We start from the raw sequence: 22,554 nt of genomic DNA, 5'->3' as shown, positions 1-22,554 counted from the left end.
GTCGACATCATGTCAGCATCTTAGCGACATGATGTCGACAAGTTGTCGGCAAGCTTCATTTCAGGTTGAGAACCTCTCGGGTTGAAAACATCTCGGCAACGGCGCGCCGGCCGAAAAACGTGCCCTCGCCGAGGGAGATGCCCGAGCAGTAGTGGGCGAGCGCCAGGCTCGATGCGGCGCGGCCGGCGGCGAACAATCCGTCGATGGGGGAACCGTCGGGGCGAACGACTCGAGCGTGTTCGTCGATCCGGGTGCCGCCGAGGGGAAACCCGGCATAGAGAATGGTCGCGACCCGCAGGTCGATCGCCCCGAACGGCGCCGTGTCGAGCGGCACGAGCCACTCGGCGGCCTTGTGGAACTGCGGGTCCTGCCCGCGAGCGGCCGCCTCGTTGTAGGCCGCCATCGTTGCGGCGAGCTTTTCGGGCGGCAACCCGATCTCGCGAGCCAACTCCTCCCAGGTCTCACACACGTTCTCGGCGCGCATGCCAACCCGGTTGACCACGTAGTTGGGTTCGTCGGTGAGCAGCCACGCAACCCCGTCCTGGTCGCGCAAGATGGCCTGGCCGACATGTCCGAAATAGGTGTCCTCGTTGATGAAGCGTTCGCCCTCACCGTTGACGATCACCCCGCGAACCACCGAGCGCGGTGGGGTCACCGGAACGGCGACCTCCATCGTCGACATTCCCTCGATCTCGGCGCCGAGCCCGAGTGTGGTTCGCAGCGCCCACCCGTCGTCGCCGTCGGTGCCGAGTCGCCACGCGATGTCGAGCAGCTTCGGCGCATATTTCGCGAGCAGCGCCTCGTTGTAGGCCCAGCCGCCGCAGGCGAGTACCACGCCGCTGTTCGCCCGGATGGCGCGAACCGTGCCATCGGCGCGCACCGTGGCCCCGACGACCCGGCCCCCGTCCACGACGAGCCGTTCCGCGCGCTGATCGGTCAGCACGGTGGCCGCCGTGCGTTCGAGCGCCTCGCGGAGACGTTCCACCAGGAACCAACCGGCAGCGTTCGGCGTTGCGGGGACGTGGCCGCGCGCCACCGGTCGATGATGTTGGCGATACGGGCTGGCGTCCTCGCCTCCGCTGTAGATCAGGCCCTCGGTGCCGGGCGGCTCCATGCCGGGCTCGTCCCAGAATGCGGGCTCGAACGGGACCCCGTGGGCGACCAACCAGTCGTGGTGTTCGACGCCGCCCTCGCAGTACGCGACCAGGCGCGGATCGTCGATGTCGCGGCCGAGCGCCTCGGCCAGGAACGCGCGCATCTCCTCGGCGGTGTCGCTCAGGCCGGCCTCGACCTGGGTCGAGGTACCGCCGCCGAGGTAGAGGATTCCGCCCGCACTCGCCGAGGTTCCGCCACCGCCGCTTCGGTCGAGGGCGATGACCGACGCCCCGGCCTCGGCCGCAGCGATCGAGGTCGCCAGCCCCGCAGCGCCGAGGCCGATGACGAGCACGTCGCATTCCTCGGCCCACCCGTCGGACAACTCCGACACGTCGAGTGGTTGGATCGGGTCTACATCTGCATCAGTCACGTCGCGCTTCTAGGACAGGGGGTCACGCGGTGCAAGTCCGAACAGTGCCGGCCGACGCGCTCGACAGGGTCGGCCGAACCGCACAGGATGTGGCGATGTTCGATGGCACCGACGAGCAGCCGACGTTCCTTCCGCGATCGGGCGAGTCCTGGCGTTCACCGTGGGAGATGTACGCCCGGCTCCGCGATCGCGACCCTGCCCACCACGTCGTCGGTGGCGATTACTGGGTCTTGTCGCGATTCGACGACGTGATGAACGCCGCCCGAGACACGACGACGTTCTCCTCGGCCGAGGGGCTGACCTTCACCTACGGCGAACGGGACAAGGTCGGCCTCGACCAGGTTCGTCCGATGGTCATGATGGACCCGCCGGAGCACACGGCGTTTCGTCGTCTGGTCGGCCGAGGGTTCACCCCGCGCCACGTGGCCGCGATCGAGCCGGAGGTGCGCCGATTCGTGGTGGAGCGGATCGAGCGCCTGAGAACAACGGGCACCGGCGATGTGGTGGAGGAGTTGTTCAAACCGCTTCCGAGTCTCGTCGTCGCCTCCTACCTGGGCGTGCCCGATGCGGACCGGGACCGCTTCGACGCCTGGACCGATGCGATCGTCGCCGCGAACTCGAACGGCAACCCGCTCGACGCCGGCGAAGCGGTGGGAGGCCTGTTCACCTACTTCAGCGAGCTCATCGAGACCAGGCGACGCCGGCCGGGCGACGACACCATTTCGGCGTTGGTCGCCACGGGCGCCGCTGAGGTTCCGATGCTGCAGGTGCTCGGCTTTGCGTTCACCATGGTCACCGGCGGCAACGACACCACGACGGGACTGTTGGGAACCGCGGCGGAACTCTTCACGAAGCATCCCGACCAGCGCGCTCGTGTCATCGCCGATCCCTCGTTGGTCGAGCCGGCCATCGAGGAGCTCCTGCGGCTGTCGGCCCCGGTTCAGGGACTCGCCCGAACCACGACCCGGCCGGTGGAGCTGCACGGTCGGACGATCCCCGCGGCCAAGAAGGTGATGCTGTTGTACGGGTCGGCCAACCGTGACCCTCGCGAGTTCGGGCCGACCGCGGAGGCCTTCGACGTCGGCCGGTCCATCAAGCGGATCATGACGTTCTCCTATGGGGCTCATCACTGCCTTGGCGCTGCGGCGGCCCGGCTGCAGGCGCGGGTCGTGCTCGAGGAGCTGTTGGCGCGGTGCCCGAACTTCGCAGTCGACAGCGATGCCAGCGAGTTCGCCGCAGGTCACTTCGTGCGGCGATACAAGTCGCTTCCCTTCGTCGCCGAAGCGTCGGTAGGTAGGGTGCGTGCATGAGCGACGACGCGACCACGCCATCGAATTCACGTCCGGGGTCGGTGCAACGGGGCCTTGCCGATGAGACCGGCGAATTCGTCCGCGACACCGCCTACATCGAAGACCGCATCACCCGCGACGGGCGCGACGGCTGGCCCGTCGAGGCGGGACGATACCGCCTCGTCGTCGCTCGGGCGTGTCCGTGGGCGAACCGGGCGATCATCGTGCGGCGCCTGCTCGGACTCGAAAGCGTCTTGAGCATGGGCATCGCCGGCCCCACCCACGACGAACGCAGCTGGCAATTCGACCTCGATCCCGACGGGCTCGATCCGGTTCTGGGCATCGAGCGCCTCAAGGAGGCGTTCGAGAAACGCTTTCCCGGTTATCCCAAGGGGATCACCGTTCCCGCGATCGTCGACATCCCCTCGGGGCAGGTCGTGACCAACAACTACCCGCAGATCACCCTCGACCTGTCGAGCGAATGGACCGAGTTTCATCGCGAGGGCGCGCCGGACCTGTACCCGGAACCGCTGCGTGACGAGATGGATGAGGTCATGGAACTCGTCTACCGCGACGTGAACAACGGGGTCTATGCCGCCGGGTTTGCTCGCAGCCAGGAATCCTACGAGCGGGCCTATCGACGGCTGTTCGACCGGCTCGACTGGCTGAGCGAACGCCTCGCCACCCGACGATTTCTGATGGGGGACACCATCACCGAGGCGGACGTTCGGTTGTTCACGACGCTCGCCCGCTTCGACCCCGTCTATCACGGACATTTCAAATGCAATCGATCGAAGTTGAGCGAGATGCCCGTGTTGTGGGCCTACGCCCGCGATCTCTTCCAGACTCCCGGGTTCGGCGACACCACCGACTTCCAGCAGATCAAGGAGCACTATTACGTGGTGCACACCTCGATCAACCCGACCCAGATCGTCCCGCTCGGCCCTGATCTCGCGAACTGGATGACCCCGCATGGACGTGAGCAACTGGGCGGCCGACCCTTCGGCGACGGCACCCCACCCGGTCCGCCGTTGCCGTCGGAGCGGGTGACCGCTGCGATCGGCTGAACGGCCGACATCCACACGCCCCAACGGCCCGGGAGGTCAACGAAATATGTATGCGGTCACGATCGTCGACGGCGCGCTGGAATGGCGCGAACACCCCGACCCGGTTCCGGGGACCGGTGAGGTGCTGGTCCGGGTGCGAGCAGCGGGGCTCAACAGCGCGGATCGGCTGCAGTTGAAGGGCTTCTACCCTGCGCCACCGGGTTCGCCCGCCGACATCCCGGGCCTGGAGCTGGCCGGTGAGGTTGCGGCGCTCGGGCCGGGCGCCGAGCGGTTCTCCGTGGGGGAACGGGTGATGGCCGTCGTCGGCGGTGGCGCCCAGGCGGAGCTGTGCGTGGTTCATGAACGCCACCTGTTGGCGGTGCCCGATGGGGTCGACTGGAGTGCGGCCGGCGGCTTTGCGGAGGCGTTCACTACGGCGCACGACGCCCTGTTCACCCAGGCGTCGCTGTCGGTCGGCGAGCGGTTGTGCGTGCACGGCGCCGCCGGAGGGGTGGGGATCGCAGCCGTTCAACTCGGTGTGGCCGCCGGCGCGCATGTCGTCGCAACGGTGCGCGACGAGCGCCTGCGCGACCGGGTCGCCGCATTCGGAGCGGAAGCGGTCGCGCCCGATGGGTTCGGCGCCCACGGCCCCTTCGACGTGATCCTCGAGCTGATCGGTGGCCCGAACATGGCCGAGAACCTGCGGTCGCTCGCCACCGGCGGCCGGGTCTCGGTCATCGGAGTCGGTGGTGGTCCGAAGGTCGAGGTGAGCCTGCTGGATCTGATGGCGGCACGCGGGCGAATCCACGGCTCGACGCTGCGGGCGCGCAGCCTGGAGGACAAGGCTGCAGCGGCCCGGGCCGTCGAACGCCACGTGCTCGGTCTGTTCGCAGCGGGAACGGTGAAGGTGCCCGTCGAGGCGACCTTTGCGATGGCCGATGCCGTCGCCGCGTACGACCGGTTCGACGCCGGGGCGAAGTTTGGCAAGATCGTGCTGCTCACCTGAGTCGGCGGTCGGGCGGCGCCCGGCGATCAGACCTGCGTTCGTGTCGTGTCGAGCAAGCGGCGCGCGGCGTCGAGGATGTCGGTCGACCGCGGTGGCTGTTTCGGGGTCAACGCCTGGTAGCCGCGCCAGGTCGCGGTCGCACCGACGAGCACGTCGTCGAGGCCGTCGAGGTGCTCGCGGACCGCTTGAAGCTCGGCCTCGGCGCGGGAAGGGTCGCGCTGAATGCGGTCGAGGGATTGGGCAACCGTGACGATGCGTCGGTTGTCCTCGCCGAGCAGCGCCCGGGTGGATTCGCTGATCGTCTCGAGTCGGCGGGCCAGACCCGGATACCCGTCGAGCAGGGCCTCGACCGCGTGGCGCGTGCTGCTGGCCCGTTTGATGGTGACGGTGGCCCCGTTGCGCAGATCGACGCGCGGCAGCGACACGACCACCGCGGCGGCCGTCGCGTCGTAGTGCCAGTGGCCGTCGCAGCGCCGAGCGGACCAGGGGATCTCGACGTCGTCGACGTAGACCGCGCGGGGTGGGGCCTCGCCCACCGCAACGACCTCGACCGGTCGAACCCGTTGCCAACCGCGGTAGGTGCCCTGGGCCGCTTCGACGGTGATGCGCCGCAGGCGTGCGCCGACCGAGTGGCGAAGTGTGGCCACCACCGATTGGCCCCGCTCGTACCCGGTGGAGATGCCGTCGTCTTCGTACAGGTCGTAGGCGGCCGTCGTTCCTTCGTCGGCCGGATACGTCGTGATGACCAGGTTCGGGTACGACGCCGTATCGAGGCGTCGCACCTCGCGTTGGCCGGGAATGATGGCCCCCGCTCGCACAAACACCGGAATCTCGTTCAACAGATATCGGCGCTCGTGGTGGCCGGCGCTCAGTCGTGCGCCGTGCGCGACGTCGAACCATTCGCCCTCGGGAAGCCACACGTCGACGGCCGCCATGGAGTCCTCCGACAGGGGGCTCGTCACCGGAGCGACGATCATCTCGCCTCCGAACCAGTACTGACCCGTCGCCTCGTAAGCGGCGGGAACGTCTGGATGGTGGTGATACATGGGGCGAACCAGCGACAAGGCGCTCTCGACGCCACGTCGGGCCTCGCCGTAGAGGTACGGCACGAGTTCGTAGCGTTGACGGATCGCCGCGATCATGACGTCGCGGTACGGGTTCGGATACTCCCAGATCCGGCGCTCCTGGTGGGCGTCGAGGGTGCCGTGGGTTCGAAGGATCGGCGAGTACGCGCCGAACTGGAGCCATCGGGTGTACATCTCCGGCTCCGACGTCGACCCGAAATGCCCGCCGATGTCGTGGCTCCAGTACCCGTACAACACGTTGGCCGCGGTCGCGGTGAACTCGGGCTGGTAGGCGAGGGAATCCCACGTCGCGTACGTGTCGCCGGAGAACCCGATCGGGTGGCGGCCGGCACCGAGTCCGCCCCAGCGGCTGAAGATCATGGGGCGACGGTTCGGTCGACGACGCTCCTGGTCGTCCCAGTGCAGGAAATTCAGCCAGGCGAGTGGGTCGAGCCCGACCACTGCGGTGTCGGTTCCTTGTTGCCAGTCCATCCACCACACGTCGACGCCGCGTTCTTCCTCGGGGTGGTGCAGCACGCGAAAATAGGCGTCGACGAAACGCGGGTCGGTGATGTCGAAGGGGATCCGCTCGGTCGTGGCGGGGTCGAGGTCGAGTGCCTCGCACATCTCGACGAACGCGTCCTCGTGGGCGCCGACGCCGTCGGCGGGGTGGAGGTTGAGCGCCACCCGCAGGCCGCGTTCGTGCAACCGATCGAGGGTTTCGCTGGGGTCCGGGAACAGGTCGTGGTCCCACGAATATCCCGTCCACCCCGCGCGATGCCAGTCCATGTCGATCACCAACACGTCGGTGGGGATGTCGTGGCGATCGAGTTCATCGACGAGCCGCAGCAACTCCCGGTCGGTGTAGGGGAAGTACCGGCTGTACCAATAGCCGAAGGCGAAGCGCGGTGGAAGCGGTTGGCTTCCGACAAGCCGCGCCGCGTCTCGCAACGCACGTTCGTGGTCGTTGCCGTAGCCGAACAGGTAGAGGTCCCGGTCCGCACTGGGGGAGGCGTCCTCAGCCTCGTGCGGCGACGACCTCGGGATGGCGACCGGTCGTCGTCGGCGGCCGTTGCGACCGGTCGGAGTTTCGATCAGGGCGCTGCCGCTGTCGTCGACCACCACCCAGCCGTCGCGTGACAACAACCCAGGGTTGAGTTCCTGGCGATCCCACTCCTGAATCATGCCGGTGGCCGGATCGAATCCGACGGCCCGCGGTGTCGACGTGCCGTCCCAGCCGTCGAGGGTACGAACCGTTCCGCCGAGGTTGCCGGGCGCAGCCTTGCCGTACCTCCACGACACCTCGCCGGACTCGGTGCGGATCGTGGCGCGCAGGGTCCGCGACGTGAACGGTCTGGTGACGTTGGTGCACGTCACCCGCACCGCGCCGGTGTCTATGTTCAGCCTGTCGGCGTCGATCGTGACCTCGAACGGGGTCGGGTCGAATCGACGGTTGACCACCGACACGGTGGCCCGGTCCTCGAACGAAGCATCCGCGCTGTACTCGATTCGAACGAGGCGCTCGGTCAGGACGGTGACGCGAACGCTGCCAGCGACGACCATCTGCTCGGCGAGCGCGGCGGGGGAGGTGGCCGGCGGAGTGGCCGGCGGAGTGCTCGGTGGGGCGTTCGGTGGACGGCGCATGTACGGCTAGGGAATGAGGACCGGCATCGTTTCCCATCCTCGCACGGTCGAGGTGGGAAACAGGCGCGTCGCTTCGGTATCGACCTCCCAGGTGGGGAAGCGGTTCAGCATCTCGTCGAGGGCGACGCGACCTTCGAGCCGAGCCAGGCTCGCGCCGAGGCAATAGTGCAGTCCGTACCCGAACGTGAGGTGGGTGATGTCATTGCGGCCGATGTCGAAGGTGTCGGGGTCGCGGTAGCGGCGCGGGTCTCGATTGGCGGCCGCGAGCGACAGCAGAATCGGGCTTCCCGCCGGCACCGTGGTGCCGTAGTAGTCGATGTCGCTGGTGACATAGCGGGCGATCGCATGGCCGGTGGGTTCGAAGCGCAGGGTTTCGTCGATCACCCTCGACAGGAGCGACCGGTCCTCGTGGACCGCGCGCCGCTGGTCGGGGTGGTCGGCGAGCACCTTGATGAGCCAGCCGATGAGGCGACCGGTGGTCTCGTTGCCGGCCCCGGCGAGCACCGCGGTGTAGGTCGACACCTCCTGGCGGGTGAGGCGTCGGGTCTCGCCGTTGTCGTCCTCGAACTCGGCGTTCAACAACACGGTCATGAGGTCGTCGGAGGGGTGGTCGGCACGCCAGTCGATGTAGTCCTCGAACATCGACCCGCTCGCGATTTCCTCCTCGCGGATCTCCATCGGTTTGCCGGGGCGCGTGCGCAGGTTGCGGTCGGTCTTGTCGCGCACCGCCTCCTGGTCCTGTTCGGGGATCCCGACCAACATGCTGATGACCTTCATCGGCAGGGTCCGAGCCAACTCCTCGACGATGTCAAAGCGGGGCTCGCCGACGAGCGGGTCGAGGCATGCGACGCAGTATCGGCGCACCTGATCTTCGAGTTCAGCCATGCGTCGCGGGGTGAAGATCCGCGACATGAGCTTGCGATGCATCGTGTGCGCCGGCGGGTCCTCGAACATGATGACGCCACCGGGAAGGTCGTATCCGGCGCGGATGATGTCGAGGATGTCCGAGCGTGCGCTGCTGAACGCCTTCCAGTTGACCAGCGCCTTTTCGACATCGTCATGGCGGGTGAGCATCCAGAACCCGTACCGGTCGTTGTGGTAGATCGGCGCCTCCTCGCGGAGCCGCTCGTAGACCGGATACGGGTCGGCGTTGATCGCGACGTCGTAGGGGTCGTAGTAGAGATCGGAGTCGGGTGCCCGGAGGGTGGGCGTCGCGGCCGCGTCCATGGTCAGCTCGGCAACATGGCGGTGCTGCCACCGTCGATGGCGATGACCGCGCCGGTGATGTAGGTCGCCCGGTCGGACGCGAGGAACGACGCGAGTTCGCCGACCTCCTCCGGTTGACCGGGACGCTTGAGCGCAATGGACCCGACGAGTTGCGGGAACCGTTCGAAGGCACCCTTGCCGCCGGACATGGCGGTCTCGACGAACCCGGGGCAGATCGTGTTGGCGCGGATCCCTTCGGCTCCGTACTCGATGGCCGCGGCCTTCGTGATGGCGATGACGCCGGCCTTCGACGCCGAATATGCCGCGGTGGGGAGGCGGGATCCGTTGAGTCCGCCGGTCGAGGACCAGTTGAGGATCGCTCCGCCGCCGGTCGGCAGCATCGCTCGGATGCCGTGTTTGGTGCCCAGCATCACCCCGGTGAGGTTGACCGAGATGAACCGGTCGAATTCCTCGACGCTCAGATCCGCGAGTGGCGCGGCCCCGGCGATTCCGGCGACGTTCAGCACAGCATCGACCTTGCCGAACGCGTCGAGCGCCGTGCTGAACATGGCCTCGACATCGCGCTCGTTTGAAACGTCGACCCGGAGTGGGACGACCGCGTCGCCGAGCGCTGCGGCGGTGTCGTCCTGCGCGCCGCTGACGTCGGCGGCCAGCACCCGAGCCCCCTCTCGCACGAATACTTCCGCTGCCGCTCGGCCCATGCCGGAACCGGCGCCGGTGATGACTGCAACCTTGCCCTGGAGTTCTGCCATGCCGCAGAATGTTCGAGTTTTAACGACCGTTACAAGTAGTTGGGGGGCCGGACATGGCGAACACACGTCGGGCACGCCCCGCCACCACCGAGAAGCGCCAGCGGATCCTCGACTCGACCGAGGAGATCATCCTCGAGCGCGGTTACGCCGCGGTGACCTCTCGCAGCGTGGCGGAGCGGGTCGGAATTCAGCCCCCGCATCTGCACTACTACTTCAAGACCATCGACGATCTCTTCGTCGCGGTCCTGCACCGACGCAGCCACGGTGCGGTCGAGCGGATGAGTGCCGCACTGGAATCCTCCGAACCCCTGCGGGCCTGGTGGGCGCTGGCCTCGGATCGTCGCGGCACGGCGCTGCTCGTCGAACTGCTCGCCGCCGCCAATCACCGCGCCGCATTGAGGGCCGAGATGGCGGAGATGGCCAAAAACATCCGTCGACTTCAGATGGAGCGTCTCGAGGTCCTGTTGGAGGAGTACGGCATCGACCCGAAACGGTTCACCCCCGCGTTGGTCGCGGCCACGATGCAGGGGCTGGCCTTCGCCGTGGTGGCGGACGAGGCGGCCGGCTACGACACGTGCCATGAACAGGCGGCCTCCGACATGGACCGGTTGGTCAGCGCGCTCGAACTGCGGCGTGGCGGTGGTGCTGGGGGCAGGCGCGAGACGAGTTGAGCCAAACTGAGCCGACCTGCGTTTTCGCCGCCTGGCACTCAGACCTCGATGGCGGGGCGAACCTCTTCGACCTCGAGAATCCGCTCGGTGAGTCGCTGTGCCAGCGTGTCGCGCAGCCCCGCATGTTCGGGCTCCCGAATGAGGTTGTGTCGCTGGTGGGGGTCGGCGACGTTGTCGTAGAGATGCGTCGCCACGTAACGCTCCGCAGCAGCCCGAAGGTGGCCGGCCAGCGGATTGCGGGTGCGCGAGGCCGCCGCGAACGTGTGCGTTCGAGTCCGCAGCGCACGACCGATCTGCGATTCGCTGATCTGGATGAGTGCGTCCTCGGGCCCGCCCGCGGCCGGGTCGCCATCGCCGACGTTCTGGAGGGGTCGCCCGTCGAGGCCGGGATCCTCGCCCCCGCCGGCGACGACGAGCGTCGGTACGAGGTCAAGGTGGGTGACGAGATCATTGCGCCGGGTTCCCCCGCGGAATCCGGGTCCGGCAATCACAAGCGGCACTCGAATCGAAGCATCGTGAGGGCTGCGTTTGTACTCGAGGTTGCGAGTGCGAAAGTGGCTGCCGTGATCGCTCGTGAACACGACGATCGTGTCATCGAGGTGCCCCGCGGCCTCCAGCGTGTCGAGGAGTCGGCCGAGGTTGGCGTCGATGCTGGCACAACACGCCAGGTACTGCGCGTAGTTCCAACGCCAGTCGCCCCGCCATGGCGACAGGTCGCCGGGGCGATCGAAGTCGTGGAATCGCCGCGCCCAGCCCGGGGGTCCGATCGATCGGAATCGATTGTTCTGGTGGTGTGGCTCGAGGTAGGACACAAACAACAGAAACGGGCGGGACGGGTCGAAGTGCTTGATCGCGTCGATGGCTAGATCCGTGAGCGCGTCGACCCGGTACCCGCGGAGGTCCACCCGATCGCCCGACTCGTCGAAGACGTGTCCTGCGTTGGCGCCGGAGGTGTGTTCGAGAGCGTCGGCAGCCTTCCACACGTCGTGGTATCCGCCACGTCGGTCGGGCGGTATGGGTCTGCGTTCGAAACGCGCCGCGGCGCGATCAGTCGGCAGATTGCGGCCGCGATTGGAGGCGAGATGCCACTTGCCGACGTAACCGCACTGATACCCGAGGGCGTGCATCCTGTCGGAGAGGGTGTCGACGCCGGGCGGCAACGCAATTCCGTTGCGCCAACAACCCGTACGGGTGGGGTAGAGGCCGGTCTGGATTGCTGATCTGGCCGGGCCACACACCGGCTGGATGGTGAACGCTTGGTCGAAGGCCACACCTATCGTCGCCAACTCGTCGAGCCGAGGCGTGACGTCCAGGCGCTGCCCGAACACGCCGCACGAGTCCGGGCGCTGTTGGTCGGACAAAACGAACAACAGGTTCGGATGCGTCACCGCTCGTTGGGGTGACGCATCCGAACCTGTTGCCATGGCCGGGTTGCGGCTCAGTTGTAGACGGGACAGCCCACGATGCCCGGCATCACGAGGGTCGCGATCGGCCGTGCGAGGAAGCTGCCGCCGGTGAGCTGAACCTTCGAGCAGCCGCCGCCGCCATTCATGTAGAAGTCGGCCTCCAGATAGGTGGGGATGCCGAGGATGGAGATGTAGAAGCCCGCCCGGGTGGCCTTCATCCCTGCCGTTTGCGACAGCGTCATTCGGGCCGAGGCCACGGTGATCGAGGCGATGCTGAACTTGCCCGATCCGCTCAGCGACCAGGTCGGCTCGGTGAGCGACGAGCTGAACGTGCCCTTGAAGCTGATGCCCAACGGGAAGTTCGTCGTGGTGATCGAACCCTGGCCGTTGAGGGTCACGCGCTCGGGGCTGGCGACGACCGAGCCGCTGAAGTTAGCGAAGCCCCAGCTGTCGAGCTGCAGCGAGCCGGTGAGGTTGCCGTCGAGGCTGAGGAGTGCGCCGTTGGGGCCGAACGCCGCCGCGAGCGAACCGCTCAGGTTGGCCTGGGTGCCGACCTTGAGGCCGCCGGAGAACGACAGCTCGAGTGGGCTGCCGTAGGAGGAGCGAATCTTGAAGTTCGCCCCGGTCAACGTGGCGTCGCCGAGGTTGACCGTACCGGTCACGGCGGCGTCGAGGTGAACCGTCTCGGCGATGCCGTCGGTAATGATGATGGCGCCCTGGAGGCGGGCCGCGAAGCCGGCGTTGACGAGATCGGCATCGACCTCAAGGGTGGTGGTGGCCCCGGTGCTCTCGACCACGGCCGAGCCGTGGGCCTTCAGGTCGCCGACCTGGAAGTTGCCCTCGACGACGGCCCGGACCTGCCCTCCGATGATCTCGGTGGACATCGAGCCCGACACCGACACGGTCTGACCGTTCTGCAGGGTTCCGGAGTACTCACCCGCTCCTTCGGCGATGAGATACGGAACGTAGGCGGTGACGCCGTCCCACACGATCGACCCGTTCATCCGGATGCTGTTCGGACCCTGTGCGATATCGATCAGGCCGACGAGTGTCGCCTTGTTCGGTGCCAGCGTGAGTGACCCGCTGGCCTGGTTGACCACCATGTCGCCGAGGATGCCGCTACCGGTGAACGAGACGGAGGTCTCGTTGGCGTTGCCCAGCAGATGGACCTCGCCGGTCAGGTCGACCTGGCTTCCACCGGCCTGGAGGCCCTTCAAACGTGCGGCGATATCCGCCTTGGCGGAAACGAGCGCACCGGTGCGATCGAAGTCGACCGCGACGTTTCCGGAGACCGATGAGGGCCCCACCTTGATGGTGCCGGCGACGGCCGCTTGCACACCGGTGGTGGGCGAAGCGTTGAAACTCACCGTGGCGCCGGTGACGCTGATGTCGCCGATTTTGACCGACGTGGCCGAGGCGCTGAGTGCGAGGGACGGAACCCCGCCCGACATTCGAAGTGTTCCGCTGAAGGTGACCGGGGTGGTCGTGATCCCCGGGATGGTGAGAGCGCTGGAGGAGAGATTGACCGACCAGTTGTCGAGGTTGGACACCGTGCCGATGAACCCGATCGTGGAGGTCGTCCCCGACAGGCGCACCGCAACGTTGCCGGTGATCGAAATGCCGTGCTGGCCGATGGAGGCGGACAGTGCGGTGAGCTTGACGTTGTCGAGCACCGGCTTGCCGGCGCCGATCTCGTCGCCGGTGACCGCGGCGACCTTCTCGGTCGAGTCGCTGCCCTGTTCGACCGGAACCTCGGTGCCTTCGGCGAGAACCGCCCCGTCGAGGTTGACCCGCGCGTTGGAATCGGTACATGCCTGACCGGTGACCTCGGCCTCCGCGGCGAACGCCACGACGTCGGGCTTCACTAGCAGCGCCTCGTCGGCGGTCGGTGCCTTCACCACGGCGCCGTTCCAGACCTCACAGAACTGTTCGGCGGTGTTGTTCCCGTTCCCATTGCCGCCGGAGGGCGAACTCGGCGCACAACCGGCGGTCAGGCCAGCCAGCAACGCGAAGGCCACGGTAAGGCCCGACGTTTGAAACGCTCTGCCCCGCCGACGCTCGGTTGGACGTGGTGATCGAAAATGCATGGTGCTTCCCTCTGGTCCACCTGCTGTTTGTGCCGCTCGTCACATGCAGCTGAAGAAACGTTATCCGAACCCGGAGTCGGATGACACATCCCATCGGAATAAGTTTAGGAAACCTTGACAAGGTGGGGCGGCAGTTGCTAAGCAACACCGTGGTCGCCGTGTGCGCGGCGGCACATGGGATAGGGGCGAACACGAATGTCCATACGTCGAATTCTTGTTCCTGCCGTAGCGGCAGGGGCACTGGTTATTTCGGGCTGTACACCCAGCACCGGGAGCGGGGGTGGCACGACCACCTCGATCGCCCCGTCGGGGAACCCGGTAGCGATTGCGAGCGCATCGCCCACCGTCGGCGACGCTCCGCTGACGGTCCATTTCGACTCGGCAGGCTCGGTGCTCGGCGCCGGCGACAATGTCACCTACTCCTGGGACTTCGGCGACGGCAGCACTACGGAAAGCGGCGCCTCGGCGGTGCACCTGTACGAGAACGTCGGCACCTACCAGGCCAAGCTGACGATCACGACCACGCTCGGGTCCTCGACCTCTCCGGCGATCACCATCACGGCGAACGCCGACCCCCAGCCCAAGTTCTACGTGAAGGCGACCGGGAGCACCGGTGCGAACTGTGGGCCGAAGCTGGACCCGTGTGCCTCGCTGGTGCAAGCCGTGGCCAACGCTCAGAGCGCTGGGATCTCGAACATCCGAGTGGCCGGAGGCTCCTACACCGGAACCGTCACGGTCCCCTCCGGAATGGAGATCAGCGGTGGATGGCTTCAGGACTTCAGCGACTTCGGCGCGAATGAAATCACCATCGTCTACGGCACGGCGACCTCGCCGGCCCTCGTGTTCAACGGCGTCAACAACGCCAAGGTCACCGGTGTCAACGCCCAGGGCGTGGCTCGTTCGAGCGGCGACGCCGTGGGTGTCGTCATCTCGGGCGGCTCCACCAGTGTCGTGCTCGGCGACGTCAACGCTCCGCGCACTCAGGTGACGGGCGGTACCGGCCCGAACGCGACCGGTGTCCTCATCACCGGCGGCTCGAACGCCAGCGTCGTGAACACCAAGGTCAACAGCGGCACGCCCACCGGCGCCGGCTCGAGCGCCTACGGCGTGCGGGTCATCGGCCTGTCGGTCGCGAATGTGACGCTGTCCGACATCACGGCTCAGCCGGGTATCGCTGGAACGAGCGCATCGGCGGGTACGCCGGCTCAGGCCACCTCGGGTGGTCACGGTGGCAACGGCGGCGACGCGGGAGTTCTTGTGCCCGGCACGGCTGGCTCGGGAGGCGGTGGCACGACCCACGCCGGTGGCGCGGGCGGAAAGGGTGGTCACTACGCCTCTCCGGGTGACCATGGTGTTGCCGGGGCCGGGCCCGCTGGCGGTAGCGGTGGCACGCGTGGCTGCGGGGCGGTTGGCAACTGTGGAGTCTCCGCAACGGGCGGTGGCGCGGGCGGTGCCGGTGCAGCCGGAACCGCCGGAGCGGCCGGGTCCAACGCGCTGGTCGCGTCCGACCTCTACGCCCCGACCCACGGCACGGCCGGTACCAACGGCGCCCCGGGAAGCGGCGGCGGTGGTGGCGGCGGCGGCAGGGCCCAAAGCGCCGATGGCGGCGGTGGTGCCGGTGGTGGCGCCGGTGGCAATGGCGGCGTCGCTGGCACCCAGGGCGGGACCTCCGGCGGCGGCTCCTTCGGGGTCTATGCCAGTGGGGCCACGGTGAACCTCAATTCGGTCATCGTCACCTCGTCGGCCGGCGGTGCGGGCGGCAGTGGTCAGGCCGCCGGGCGCGGTGGCAACGGTGGCAACGGAGCCACCGGTGGCGCGAAGCAGTGGGGCACCAATGCCGGTGGTGGCGGTGGTGGCGGTGGTGGCGGCGCCGGCGGCGGTGGCGGTGGGGCCGGTGGCGGCGCCGGTGGCCCGTCGATCGCGGTGCTTCACGTCGGAGTCGGCACGCTCAACCACACGGGCAGCAGCTACACGCGTCCCGCCATTCCCGCTTCAGGAGGCGCCGGTGGCGCCTTCGCAGCGCCGGCCTCTGGCGGTATCGCCCTCCACAACGGCCAGAGCGCCGCGACCGGCAACATCGGCCCGGCCGGCGCCAATGGTGCGAACGGTCAGCTGTTCCGCATTTGGGACAACGGTACGACCACGAGCTGATCATCGATCGGCATCACCGATGCTCTGAGCGAGGGGGCTACCCATTGGGCGGCCCCCTCGTCGCGTGTACAGGGGGAGTGCTGACCGCGCCACACACCTGGTGGCTGCGATACCGTCGGCGGTCGAACAGGGGGAGACGATATGACGGAACGGACAAGGTCCTGGTGGGGGTGGGGTTGGGCTGATGAGGCTCTCACCGATGAACAGTGCAGCGCGTATGGCGCGCTCATCGCCGGGTTGGCACCGCGGCCGCATCCGATTCCGGACCTGAGTTCGCTGGACGTTCGGCCGTCACGCCTTCGTTCGCCGGCCTCGCTGGGTGGCGTGGTCTCGAACCAGCTGGCCGATCGGGTGAGCCACACGTACGGCAAGGCGTACCGCGACGTCGTTCGCAGTCTCGCCGGGCAGTTCGACCATCCGCCGGATCTGGTCGCCTACCCCCGAAACGAGGCCGATGTCGTCGCAGTGCTCGACTGGGCGTCGGAATCCGACATCGTCGTCATCCCGTTCGGCGGCGGGAGTTCGGTCGTCGGCGGTGTCGAGTTCCGTGGAGCCGACCACGATGACGATCGTCGGGTGGTCTCACTCGACATGTCGCGCCTGAACCGGGTTCTGGAGATCGACGAGGTCAGCCGGGCCGCTCGGATCCAGGCGGGAGCGTTGGGTCCCGAACTCGAGAACCAACTCCGACCGCACGGCTACACGTTGCGCCACTTCCCGCAGAGCTTCGAATTCTCCACGCTCGGCGGCTGGTTGGCGACGCGCGCCGGTGGCCACTACGCCACCTTGCACACCCACATCGATGACTTCGTCGAGTCGATTCGAGCGGTGACCCCGGTGGGCGTCACCGAGTCGTGGCGGTTGCCAGGCTCGGGGGCCGGCCCGTCTCCCGACCGTGTCCTGCTCGGTTCGGAAGGGACCCTGGGGGTCATCACCGAGGCGTGGATGCGGATTCAGTCGCGGCCCGCCTTTCGGCGCTCGACCTCGGTCGCGTTTGCCGACGGCTCCTCGGCCATGAGCGCAGTGCGCTGGATCGCCCAGTCGGGGCTGAACCCGGCCAACTGCCGGTTGCTCGATCCGGGCGAGGCGGCGTTGTCGGGGGCGTCGGCCAAGGGGGAGTGGGTGCTGGTGCTCGGCGTCGAATCCGCATATTTCCCCGTCGACGAAACGATGGGGAACCTCGTCGAGATCGCGCGGTCACATGGGGGCGTCGTGGCCGAAGCCCCCGGCGGTGATGGGCACGTCTCTGACCGCGACGGGGCCGCGGAGGCCTGGCGTTCGGCCTTCCTGCGCATGCCGTACCTGCGCGACGCGATGTCTCGCATGGGCGCCATCGTGGAGACGTTCGAGACCGCCACGACGTGGGATCGTGTCGAGGCGTTGTATCTCGCGGTCAACGATGAGCTCGGCGAGGCGATTCGTTCGATCACCGGTTCACCGGGGCTGATCAACTGTCGTTTCACCCACGTCTACCCCGACGGTGCGGCGCCGTATTTCACGGTGATCGCCGCTGGCCGCCGAGGTTCGGAAGTCGCCATGTGGGATGAGATCAAGTCCGCCTCGATGGAGATCCTGCATCGCCATCGAGCGACGGTCACCCACCACCACGCGGTCGGCCGCGACCACCGGCCCGGCTATGACCGGCAGGTCCCATGGCTGTTCGCGTCGGCGCTGCGCTCCGTGAAGGAGACGTTCGACCCCGAAGGGATCATGAACCCTGGAGTCCTGATCGGATAACGGCGGGCCGTCGTCACCCGCAGGCGTCGACCTTGGCGTCGGGGTCGACGATGAACGCCACACTGGCAGGCGCAACCTCGACGGCATCGGTCGTCTTGTTCGCTGCGATCGATGGTGGGGTGCCGTCGTCGTTCGCCTCGAGTTCGGTTCCATTCAGCCGGATGGTGGAACCCTCAAGGGAGTCACCACTCAGCACGTAGGCCTCGGCGGAACCGCTGCTGGTCGTGATGGTTCGCGCCGCTGTCGGCGACGCGTTGACCACCGCATAGGTCACGCCGCGTCCATCCAGGCTGCACCGGGCATAGGTCGTGACGTCCTCGACGACATCGGCGGTATCGGCGGTGTCGGTCGCCAGAACCTCGGGTCCCATGAGGCGCGCCCAGATGACCGCGGCCCAGTAATTCGGCCTCGGCACCAGACCGTCCTCGTCGAGGAGGCCGTAGTCGCTCGCCGCCAGAGTGTTGTGAAACACGATGTCGCCGTCGCCGCTCGACAACCGCCCCAACGTGTCGACGTAGCGAATCACATCGCGGTATTGCGTGGCCCAGCGGTCGCCTCCGCACGCGGCCTGAGCGGTCTCGGTGATCCACATCGGGGCGCCGGGCACGAGCCGGTCCCGCATCGCCTCGTAGTAGTCGCGCGCCTCGTCGACCCGCGACAAGAATTCCGAGGTGAGGGCGATGTCTGGACTCTCGGTCGAACCGCAGCGCTCGGACACCTTCGGGTAGAAGTGGTAGCTCACCACGTCGAGCGCGGAAGCCGATACCGACACGAGGTCCTCGCCAGCGATCGACGGGCTGATGAGCAGCGGTTCGACGTCGGCGGTCATGCCGGGTCCGGCGACGATGACATCGGGCGCGATCTCGTCGAGCATCTCGATGAAGATCTTGTGGTCTTCCCCGTAGTCGGCGGCCGTGTAGCCAGCTGGCATTCCGACCGGAAGACCCGCCTCGTTGAAGAGTTCGAGGGCGTCGATGGTGATCCCATGGTCGGCGCTGAACTTCAGCAGCGCCCGGGCGCGGTCATCGTTCCAGCGCCCGTCGGCGTCGCGCGCCCCGGTGTTGGACGGAAACGAGGTCAGGATCTTTCCGTCGACGGCCTTGGCGAACTCGCCGACCCCGATCCACTGGTCGGGGGTGAGCACGGCGTTGTAGCCCTCGGGGGCGACACCGCCGGTTGTGTCCTCGGCGTCGAAATAGGTCGAGTTCGCCCAGGAACCGCTGACCCGGATGTACACGGGGCCGAGTTCGCGCGCCAGATTGCGCAGGCGTTCGGACCCGAGATCGATCGGCTCTCGGACGACCTTGGCCGAGCCGGCGTCATATGGCGGCCAGAACTCTCCGCCGGTCACCTCCACCATTTCGATGTTGTAGGAAGCGAACCGGGGGTCGACCGTGGCGATCAACGTACCGTCGGTTGCGAGCGTGATGTCGGCGGTGGTGCCGCCCCCTCCGGCCTCAGACCGGGATCCGGTCGTGGAGGTGACATTCGTGTCGTCGGCCCGGTCGCTGCTGTTGTCACTGCAGGCGATGCCCGTGGCGGCTAGGGCGGCAGCCGTCGCGACGGCGAGCAACGTGGTGGCGGAACGGTGTCGATGCGAGCGGCTCACGGGCTGAAGATAGCGGAGCGCTCTGCGGCGATGTCTCGTAAAGCGCGCGTCTTAACTCTGGCGCTGGCGTGGGTGGCGGCGTCGCGCCGGCGTGAGCGCGCTCCGAGGGGTGCTCGGAGGTGCCGAACATTTGTTCTGGAATATTGGGCTTTCGGCTTGCAAACCGAACTGCCGTTCGATACCATGAACACATGTTCGAGCACGACAGGGCATCCCAACACACCAACAACGGTGACAGCGGCGGTGACGGTTGGGGTCTGCTCGACACCGCAACCACCACCGGCAACACCCTCGCCACACAACTCGAACAACTCCTCGACCACGTCCAAACCGGCATCGACACCCTCAACACCACCCCAGGCGACACAACACCGTTCAACGGCTCAAGCGGTGGTCAACGCGAACACATCGCCCGCGAACTGTCCCTCACCGCAGCCCGCCTCAACCACCTCGCCCAACGCCTCCACGTCGCCACCGTCAAAATCGCTCAACACGAAAACGTCCACCTCCACGACCGCATCCCCACCATGAGCCACTGGCTCGCACTACACCACGGCATCGCCCGCCGCGACGCCAACCGGCTCCTACGCGCCACCACCACCATCGAACGATTCGAACAAATCGCCACCGCCTACAACAACGGCACCATCACCCTCGGCCACCTCGACGCCATCTCCAAAATCATCCCCACCCGCTACACCCACCAACAAACCCTCGACGCCATCGAAGCCATCCGCAACGTCGAACAACTCCTCATCGACACCGCCACCCACACCAGCATCAACCGATTCGAACAATTCTGCGACAACGTCCGCGACCGCCTCGACCAAGACGGCCCCAGCGACCCCAACACCGAACCATCCCACATCACCCTGTCCAAAACATTCAACGGACGCTGGCACCTCCACGGCAACCTCACCCCCGACGACGGCGCACTCCTCGCCACCATCCTCCACGACCTCATCAACCGCCAAACCCACACCACCACCAACGAAACCAACGAAACCGACAGCGACAGCTGCAGCGACAGCGGCAGCGGCAGCGGCAGCGCACCCACAGGCGCCAGCCCACCCACCGAACCGGAGCCCGCCGAGCCCGGTGAGCCCGGACCTGAACCCGGACCTGAACCCGGGCCTGAGCCGGCGGAGCCTGACCCCGCCGAGCCCGGTGAGCCCGGACCTGAACCCGGACCTGAACCCGGGCCTGAGCCGGCGGAGCCTGACCCCGCCGAGCCCGAACCCGAACCCGAGCCGGCGGAACCTGCCGAGCCTGAACGCGGGCCCACCATGGCCCAACGCAGAGCCAACGCCCTACGCGACGCCCTCATCACCGCAGCAGGCGCCACCAAACCCGGCCGCGTCGGCACCTACCTCCACATCGACCTCGACAAACTCAACCGCGCCCACGAAGGCCTCACCGCACTGTTCACCCAACACCACGGCCAACCCGACATCTCCGGACCCACCCACACCGAAACCAACCTCGACATCACCGACCAAACCCTCTGGGCCCTGCTCGCCAACGCAGACATCACCCCCACCTTCACCCGCAACGGCACACCCCTGTCCTACGGACACACCCGCCGCCTCGCCCCCGACATCTTGCGACGCGTCCTAGCCCACCGCGACCGCGGCTGCCGCTTCCCCGGATGCGAACGCCCCACCATCGGCTCCGACCTGCACCACCTCACCCACCACAGCAACGGCGGAACCACCGACCCCGACAACCTCACCCACCTATGCCGCTACCACCACACCCGACACCACACCGGCCACGCCACCATCACCGGCAACCCCAACCAACCACTCCAAGCCACCCGACCCGACAACACCACCATCACCAACACCCCCCGCCACAAAGAGCCGCCCCAACCTCCGGGCTGACACCCCAACCCCTGGGCTGAGTCAGCGTGCTTCGCCGAGCAGGCGCAGCGCTCGGGTGGCAGCGTGATAGCCGTTCATCCCGTGAACTCCGGCGCCGGGCGGTGTGGACGCGGAACACAGGAACACTCCGGGCGCCCCGGTCGAGTACGGGTCGCGGGCGAGGCGAGGGCGAGCGAGTAGTTGCATCGGGTCGTTCGATCCTCCGACGATGTCTCCGTCGACAAGGTTGGGGTTGTCGCGCTGCAGGTCGGCGGGTCGCTGCACCGAGGTGGCCACGATGCGCTCGCGGAATCCGGGAGCGAACCGCTCAATCTGGTCGATGATGATCGACTCTCCGTCGCCGCTCCAGCCGGCGGGAACATGGGAGTAGGCGTAGATCGGCACGAGATCGTCGTGTGCACGCCCGGGATCTGCGACGTGTTGCTGGCCGACCAGGACGAACGGTCGCTGAGACATGTCGCCCCGAACCGTCGCCGCCTCGCCGGACGCGATGTCTGCCGCGGAACCTCCGAGGTGAACGAAGCCGGCGCTTCCTACCTTCTCCGCGGTCCACGGGACACCGTTGCGTACGGCAAAGTCGACCTTGAAGGCAGCCGGACCGTGACGAAAGCGCCGCAAGGCGCGCTGGCGCCGTGTGGGAAGCCGGTCTCCGAGGAGTTCGACCGCTGCACCGGGAGCGACATCGAGGATGACGACCCGGCTCGACGGCAACTCCTCGAGCGACCGCACGTGCATTCCGGTGGTGACGGTGCCTCCGTGAGATTCCAACAGTGACGCCAGCGCGGCGGTGATCGCCGCGGATCCGCCCCTCGGAACCGGCCAACCGTGTGCGTGCCCGGCGAGGGTCAACATCACCCCGACCGAGGAGGACAAGGGCCGGTCGAGCCGGTGGTACAGATGCGCGGCATTACCCATCCACAGCGCCCGCGCCCGCTCGGTGCGGAACCTTCGCCCGATCGCGGTGGCCGGCATCGCGGCGCGCAGGCCGAAGCGGGCCATCGACACCGGGTGATCGGGCCAGCGCAGGATGGGCCCCATGATGTCGCCGGTGAGCGCATCGAAGGTCGACAGCAACGGCCCGAACACCGAGCGCCATCGGGGCCCGTCCTCGCCGAGCCCGTCACAGGTTCGATCGAAGTCGCGGTAGGCGAACGCTGCGGTGCCGTCGTCGAGCGGGTGGGCGAGATCGACGTCGGCCCAGACCCACTCGAGGCCGTGTTGCTCGAGTGGCAGCGCCGACAGAAATGGCGACGCCACACCGAACGGGTGCGAGGCCGAACAGAGGTCGTGGACGAGGCCGGGCACGGTCAGTTCGCCGGACCGAGCACCGCCGCCGATCGTGTCGGCAGCCTCGAAGACCGCGACGCTGTATCCCGCACGGGCGATCGCGACCGCCGCGGCAAGCCCGTTCGGCCCGGCCCCGACGACGACGGCGTCGAGTTGATCCCTCATGTCGG

Annotated in this window: 14 protein-coding genes and 1 pseudogene; 7 read left to right on the top strand and 8 right to left on the bottom strand. The window is 67.5% G+C overall.

The window, feature by feature from the left end; genetic code table 11:
* Positions 1-55: 55 nt before the first annotated feature.
* The gene (locus M9952_10455; protein ID MCO5313336.1) at positions 56-1,525 is read right to left on the bottom strand and encodes an FAD-dependent oxidoreductase; all 1,470 of its coding nucleotides are present in this window, start codon (positions 1,523-1,525) and stop codon (positions 56-58) included.
* A 95-nt stretch (positions 1,526-1,620) separates the two neighbouring features.
* On the opposite strand from M9952_10455, the gene M9952_10450 reads away from it, so the two are divergent.
* Genes M9952_10450 through M9952_10440 form a run of 3 tightly spaced genes read left to right on the top strand, consistent with a single transcriptional unit; the run spans position 1,621 to position 4,866 of the window.
* On the top strand, positions 1,621-2,835 hold the full coding sequence (locus tag M9952_10450) for a cytochrome P450 (protein ID MCO5313335.1): 1,215 nt from the start codon (positions 1,621-1,623) through the stop codon (positions 2,833-2,835).
* Positions 2,832-3,881 (top strand): glutathione S-transferase C-terminal domain-containing protein, encoded by a 1,050-nt coding sequence (locus M9952_10445; protein ID MCO5313334.1) that lies wholly within the window; start codon positions 2,832-2,834, stop codon positions 3,879-3,881. The genes M9952_10450 and M9952_10445 overlap by 4 nt, the downstream gene beginning before the upstream one ends.
* 46 nt (positions 3,882-3,927) lie before the next feature.
* Positions 3,928-4,866, top strand: a complete 939-nt coding sequence (locus tag M9952_10440; protein ID MCO5313333.1) for a zinc-binding dehydrogenase — start codon at positions 3,928-3,930, stop codon at positions 4,864-4,866.
* A 26-nt stretch (positions 4,867-4,892) separates the two neighbouring features.
* Here the strand turns inward: M9952_10440 and M9952_10435 are convergent, their stop codons facing one another.
* The 3 genes from M9952_10435 to M9952_10425 are packed head-to-tail and all read right to left on the bottom strand — an operon-like array spanning position 4,893 to position 9,553.
* A complete protein-coding gene (locus tag M9952_10435) occupies positions 4,893-7,574 on the bottom strand; it encodes a glycoside hydrolase family 31 protein (GenBank protein MCO5313332.1) in 2,682 nt (893 codons plus the stop codon).
* Positions 7,575-7,580: 6 nt separating this feature from the next.
* Positions 7,581-8,801: a cytochrome P450 gene (locus tag M9952_10430; GenBank protein ID MCO5313331.1), complete on the bottom strand. Its 1,221-nt coding sequence runs from the start codon at positions 8,799-8,801 to the stop codon at positions 7,581-7,583.
* A gap of 2 nt (positions 8,802-8,803) precedes the next feature.
* Positions 8,804-9,553 (bottom strand): SDR family oxidoreductase, encoded by a 750-nt coding sequence (locus M9952_10425; protein ID MCO5313330.1) that lies wholly within the window; start codon positions 9,551-9,553, stop codon positions 8,804-8,806.
* A 53-nt stretch (positions 9,554-9,606) separates the two neighbouring features.
* On the opposite strand from M9952_10425, the gene M9952_10420 reads away from it, so the two are divergent.
* A complete protein-coding gene (locus M9952_10420; GenBank protein ID MCO5313329.1) occupies positions 9,607-10,224 on the top strand; it encodes a TetR family transcriptional regulator in 618 nt (205 codons plus the stop codon).
* A gap of 38 nt (positions 10,225-10,262) precedes the next feature.
* Here the strand turns inward: M9952_10420 and M9952_10415 are convergent, their stop codons facing one another.
* Both M9952_10415 and M9952_10410 read right to left on the bottom strand, forming a co-directional pair.
* Entirely contained in the window at positions 10,263-11,648 is a 1,386-nt protein-coding gene (locus M9952_10415) for a sulfatase-like hydrolase/transferase (protein MCO5313328.1), read from the bottom strand.
* 14 nt (positions 11,649-11,662) lie between these two features.
* Positions 11,663-13,648, bottom strand: a complete 1,986-nt coding sequence (locus M9952_10410; protein MCO5313327.1) for a hypothetical protein — start codon at positions 13,646-13,648, stop codon at positions 11,663-11,665.
* A 264-nt stretch (positions 13,649-13,912) separates the two neighbouring features.
* Between M9952_10410 and M9952_10405 the strand changes: the two are divergent.
* Both M9952_10405 and M9952_10400 read left to right on the top strand, forming a co-directional pair.
* Positions 13,913-14,206 (top strand): annotated as a pseudogene (locus tag M9952_10405) (PKD domain-containing protein).
* A gap of 1,803 nt (positions 14,207-16,009) precedes the next feature.
* Positions 16,010-17,605: an FAD-binding oxidoreductase gene (locus tag M9952_10400; GenBank protein ID MCO5313326.1), complete on the top strand. Its 1,596-nt coding sequence runs from the start codon at positions 16,010-16,012 to the stop codon at positions 17,603-17,605.
* A gap of 13 nt (positions 17,606-17,618) precedes the next feature.
* Here M9952_10400 and M9952_10395 read toward each other — a convergent pair whose 3' ends face one another.
* Positions 17,619-19,214 carry a hypothetical protein gene (locus M9952_10395; protein ID MCO5313325.1) on the bottom strand — a complete coding sequence of 532 codons (1,596 nt, stop codon included), beginning with the start codon at positions 19,212-19,214 and terminating at the stop codon, positions 17,619-17,621.
* Positions 19,215-19,405: 191 nt separating this feature from the next.
* Between M9952_10395 and M9952_10390 the strand changes: the two genes are divergently transcribed.
* Positions 19,406-21,097 carry an HNH endonuclease gene (locus M9952_10390; GenBank protein MCO5313324.1) on the top strand — a complete coding sequence of 564 codons (1,692 nt, stop codon included), beginning with the start codon at positions 19,406-19,408 and terminating at the stop codon, positions 21,095-21,097.
* 21 nt (positions 21,098-21,118) lie between these two features.
* On the opposite strand, the gene M9952_10385 is transcribed toward M9952_10390, so the two are convergent.
* Complete coding sequence (locus M9952_10385; protein ID MCO5313323.1) at positions 21,119-22,549, bottom strand: NAD(P)/FAD-dependent oxidoreductase; 1,431 nt, start codon at positions 22,547-22,549, stop codon at positions 21,119-21,121.
* Positions 22,550-22,554: the final 5 nt, after the last annotated feature.

The sequence above is a fragment of the Microthrixaceae bacterium genome (assembly GCA_023957975.1).
In the GTDB taxonomy this organism is placed as follows: domain Bacteria; phylum Actinomycetota; class Acidimicrobiia; order Acidimicrobiales; family Microtrichaceae; genus JAMLGM01.
Note: the sequence above shows the minus strand (reverse complement) of the source record. Positions and strands in the feature narration are given on the sequence as shown.

Bases quoted from the DNA above. Each gene is read 5' to 3' on its own strand.
- M9952_10450 (MCO5313335.1), top strand. From the start codon at position 1,621: ATGTTCGATGGCACCGACGAGCAGCCGACGTTCCTTCCGCGATCGGGC.
- M9952_10445 (MCO5313334.1), top strand. From the start codon at position 2,832: ATGAGCGACGACGCGACCACGCCATCGAATTCACGTCCGGGGTCGGTG.
- M9952_10440 (MCO5313333.1), top strand. From the start codon at position 3,928: ATGTATGCGGTCACGATCGTCGACGGCGCGCTGGAATGGCGCGAACAC.
- M9952_10435 (MCO5313332.1), bottom strand. From the start codon at position 7,574: ATGCGCCGTCCACCGAACGCCCCACCGAGCACTCCGCCGGCCACTCCG.
- M9952_10430 (MCO5313331.1), bottom strand. From the start codon at position 8,801: ATGGACGCGGCCGCGACGCCCACCCTCCGGGCACCCGACTCCGATCTC.
- M9952_10425 (MCO5313330.1), bottom strand. From the start codon at position 9,553: ATGGCAGAACTCCAGGGCAAGGTTGCAGTCATCACCGGCGCCGGTTCC.
- M9952_10420 (MCO5313329.1), top strand. From the start codon at position 9,607: ATGGCGAACACACGTCGGGCACGCCCCGCCACCACCGAGAAGCGCCAG.
- M9952_10415 (MCO5313328.1), bottom strand. From the start codon at position 11,648: ATGGCAACAGGTTCGGATGCGTCACCCCAACGAGCGGTGACGCATCCG.
- M9952_10400 (MCO5313326.1), top strand. From the start codon at position 16,010: ATGACGGAACGGACAAGGTCCTGGTGGGGGTGGGGTTGGGCTGATGAG.
- M9952_10390 (MCO5313324.1), top strand. From the start codon at position 19,406: ATGTTCGAGCACGACAGGGCATCCCAACACACCAACAACGGTGACAGC.
- M9952_10385 (MCO5313323.1), bottom strand. From the start codon at position 22,549: ATGAGGGATCAACTCGACGCCGTCGTCGTCGGGGCCGGGCCGAACGGG.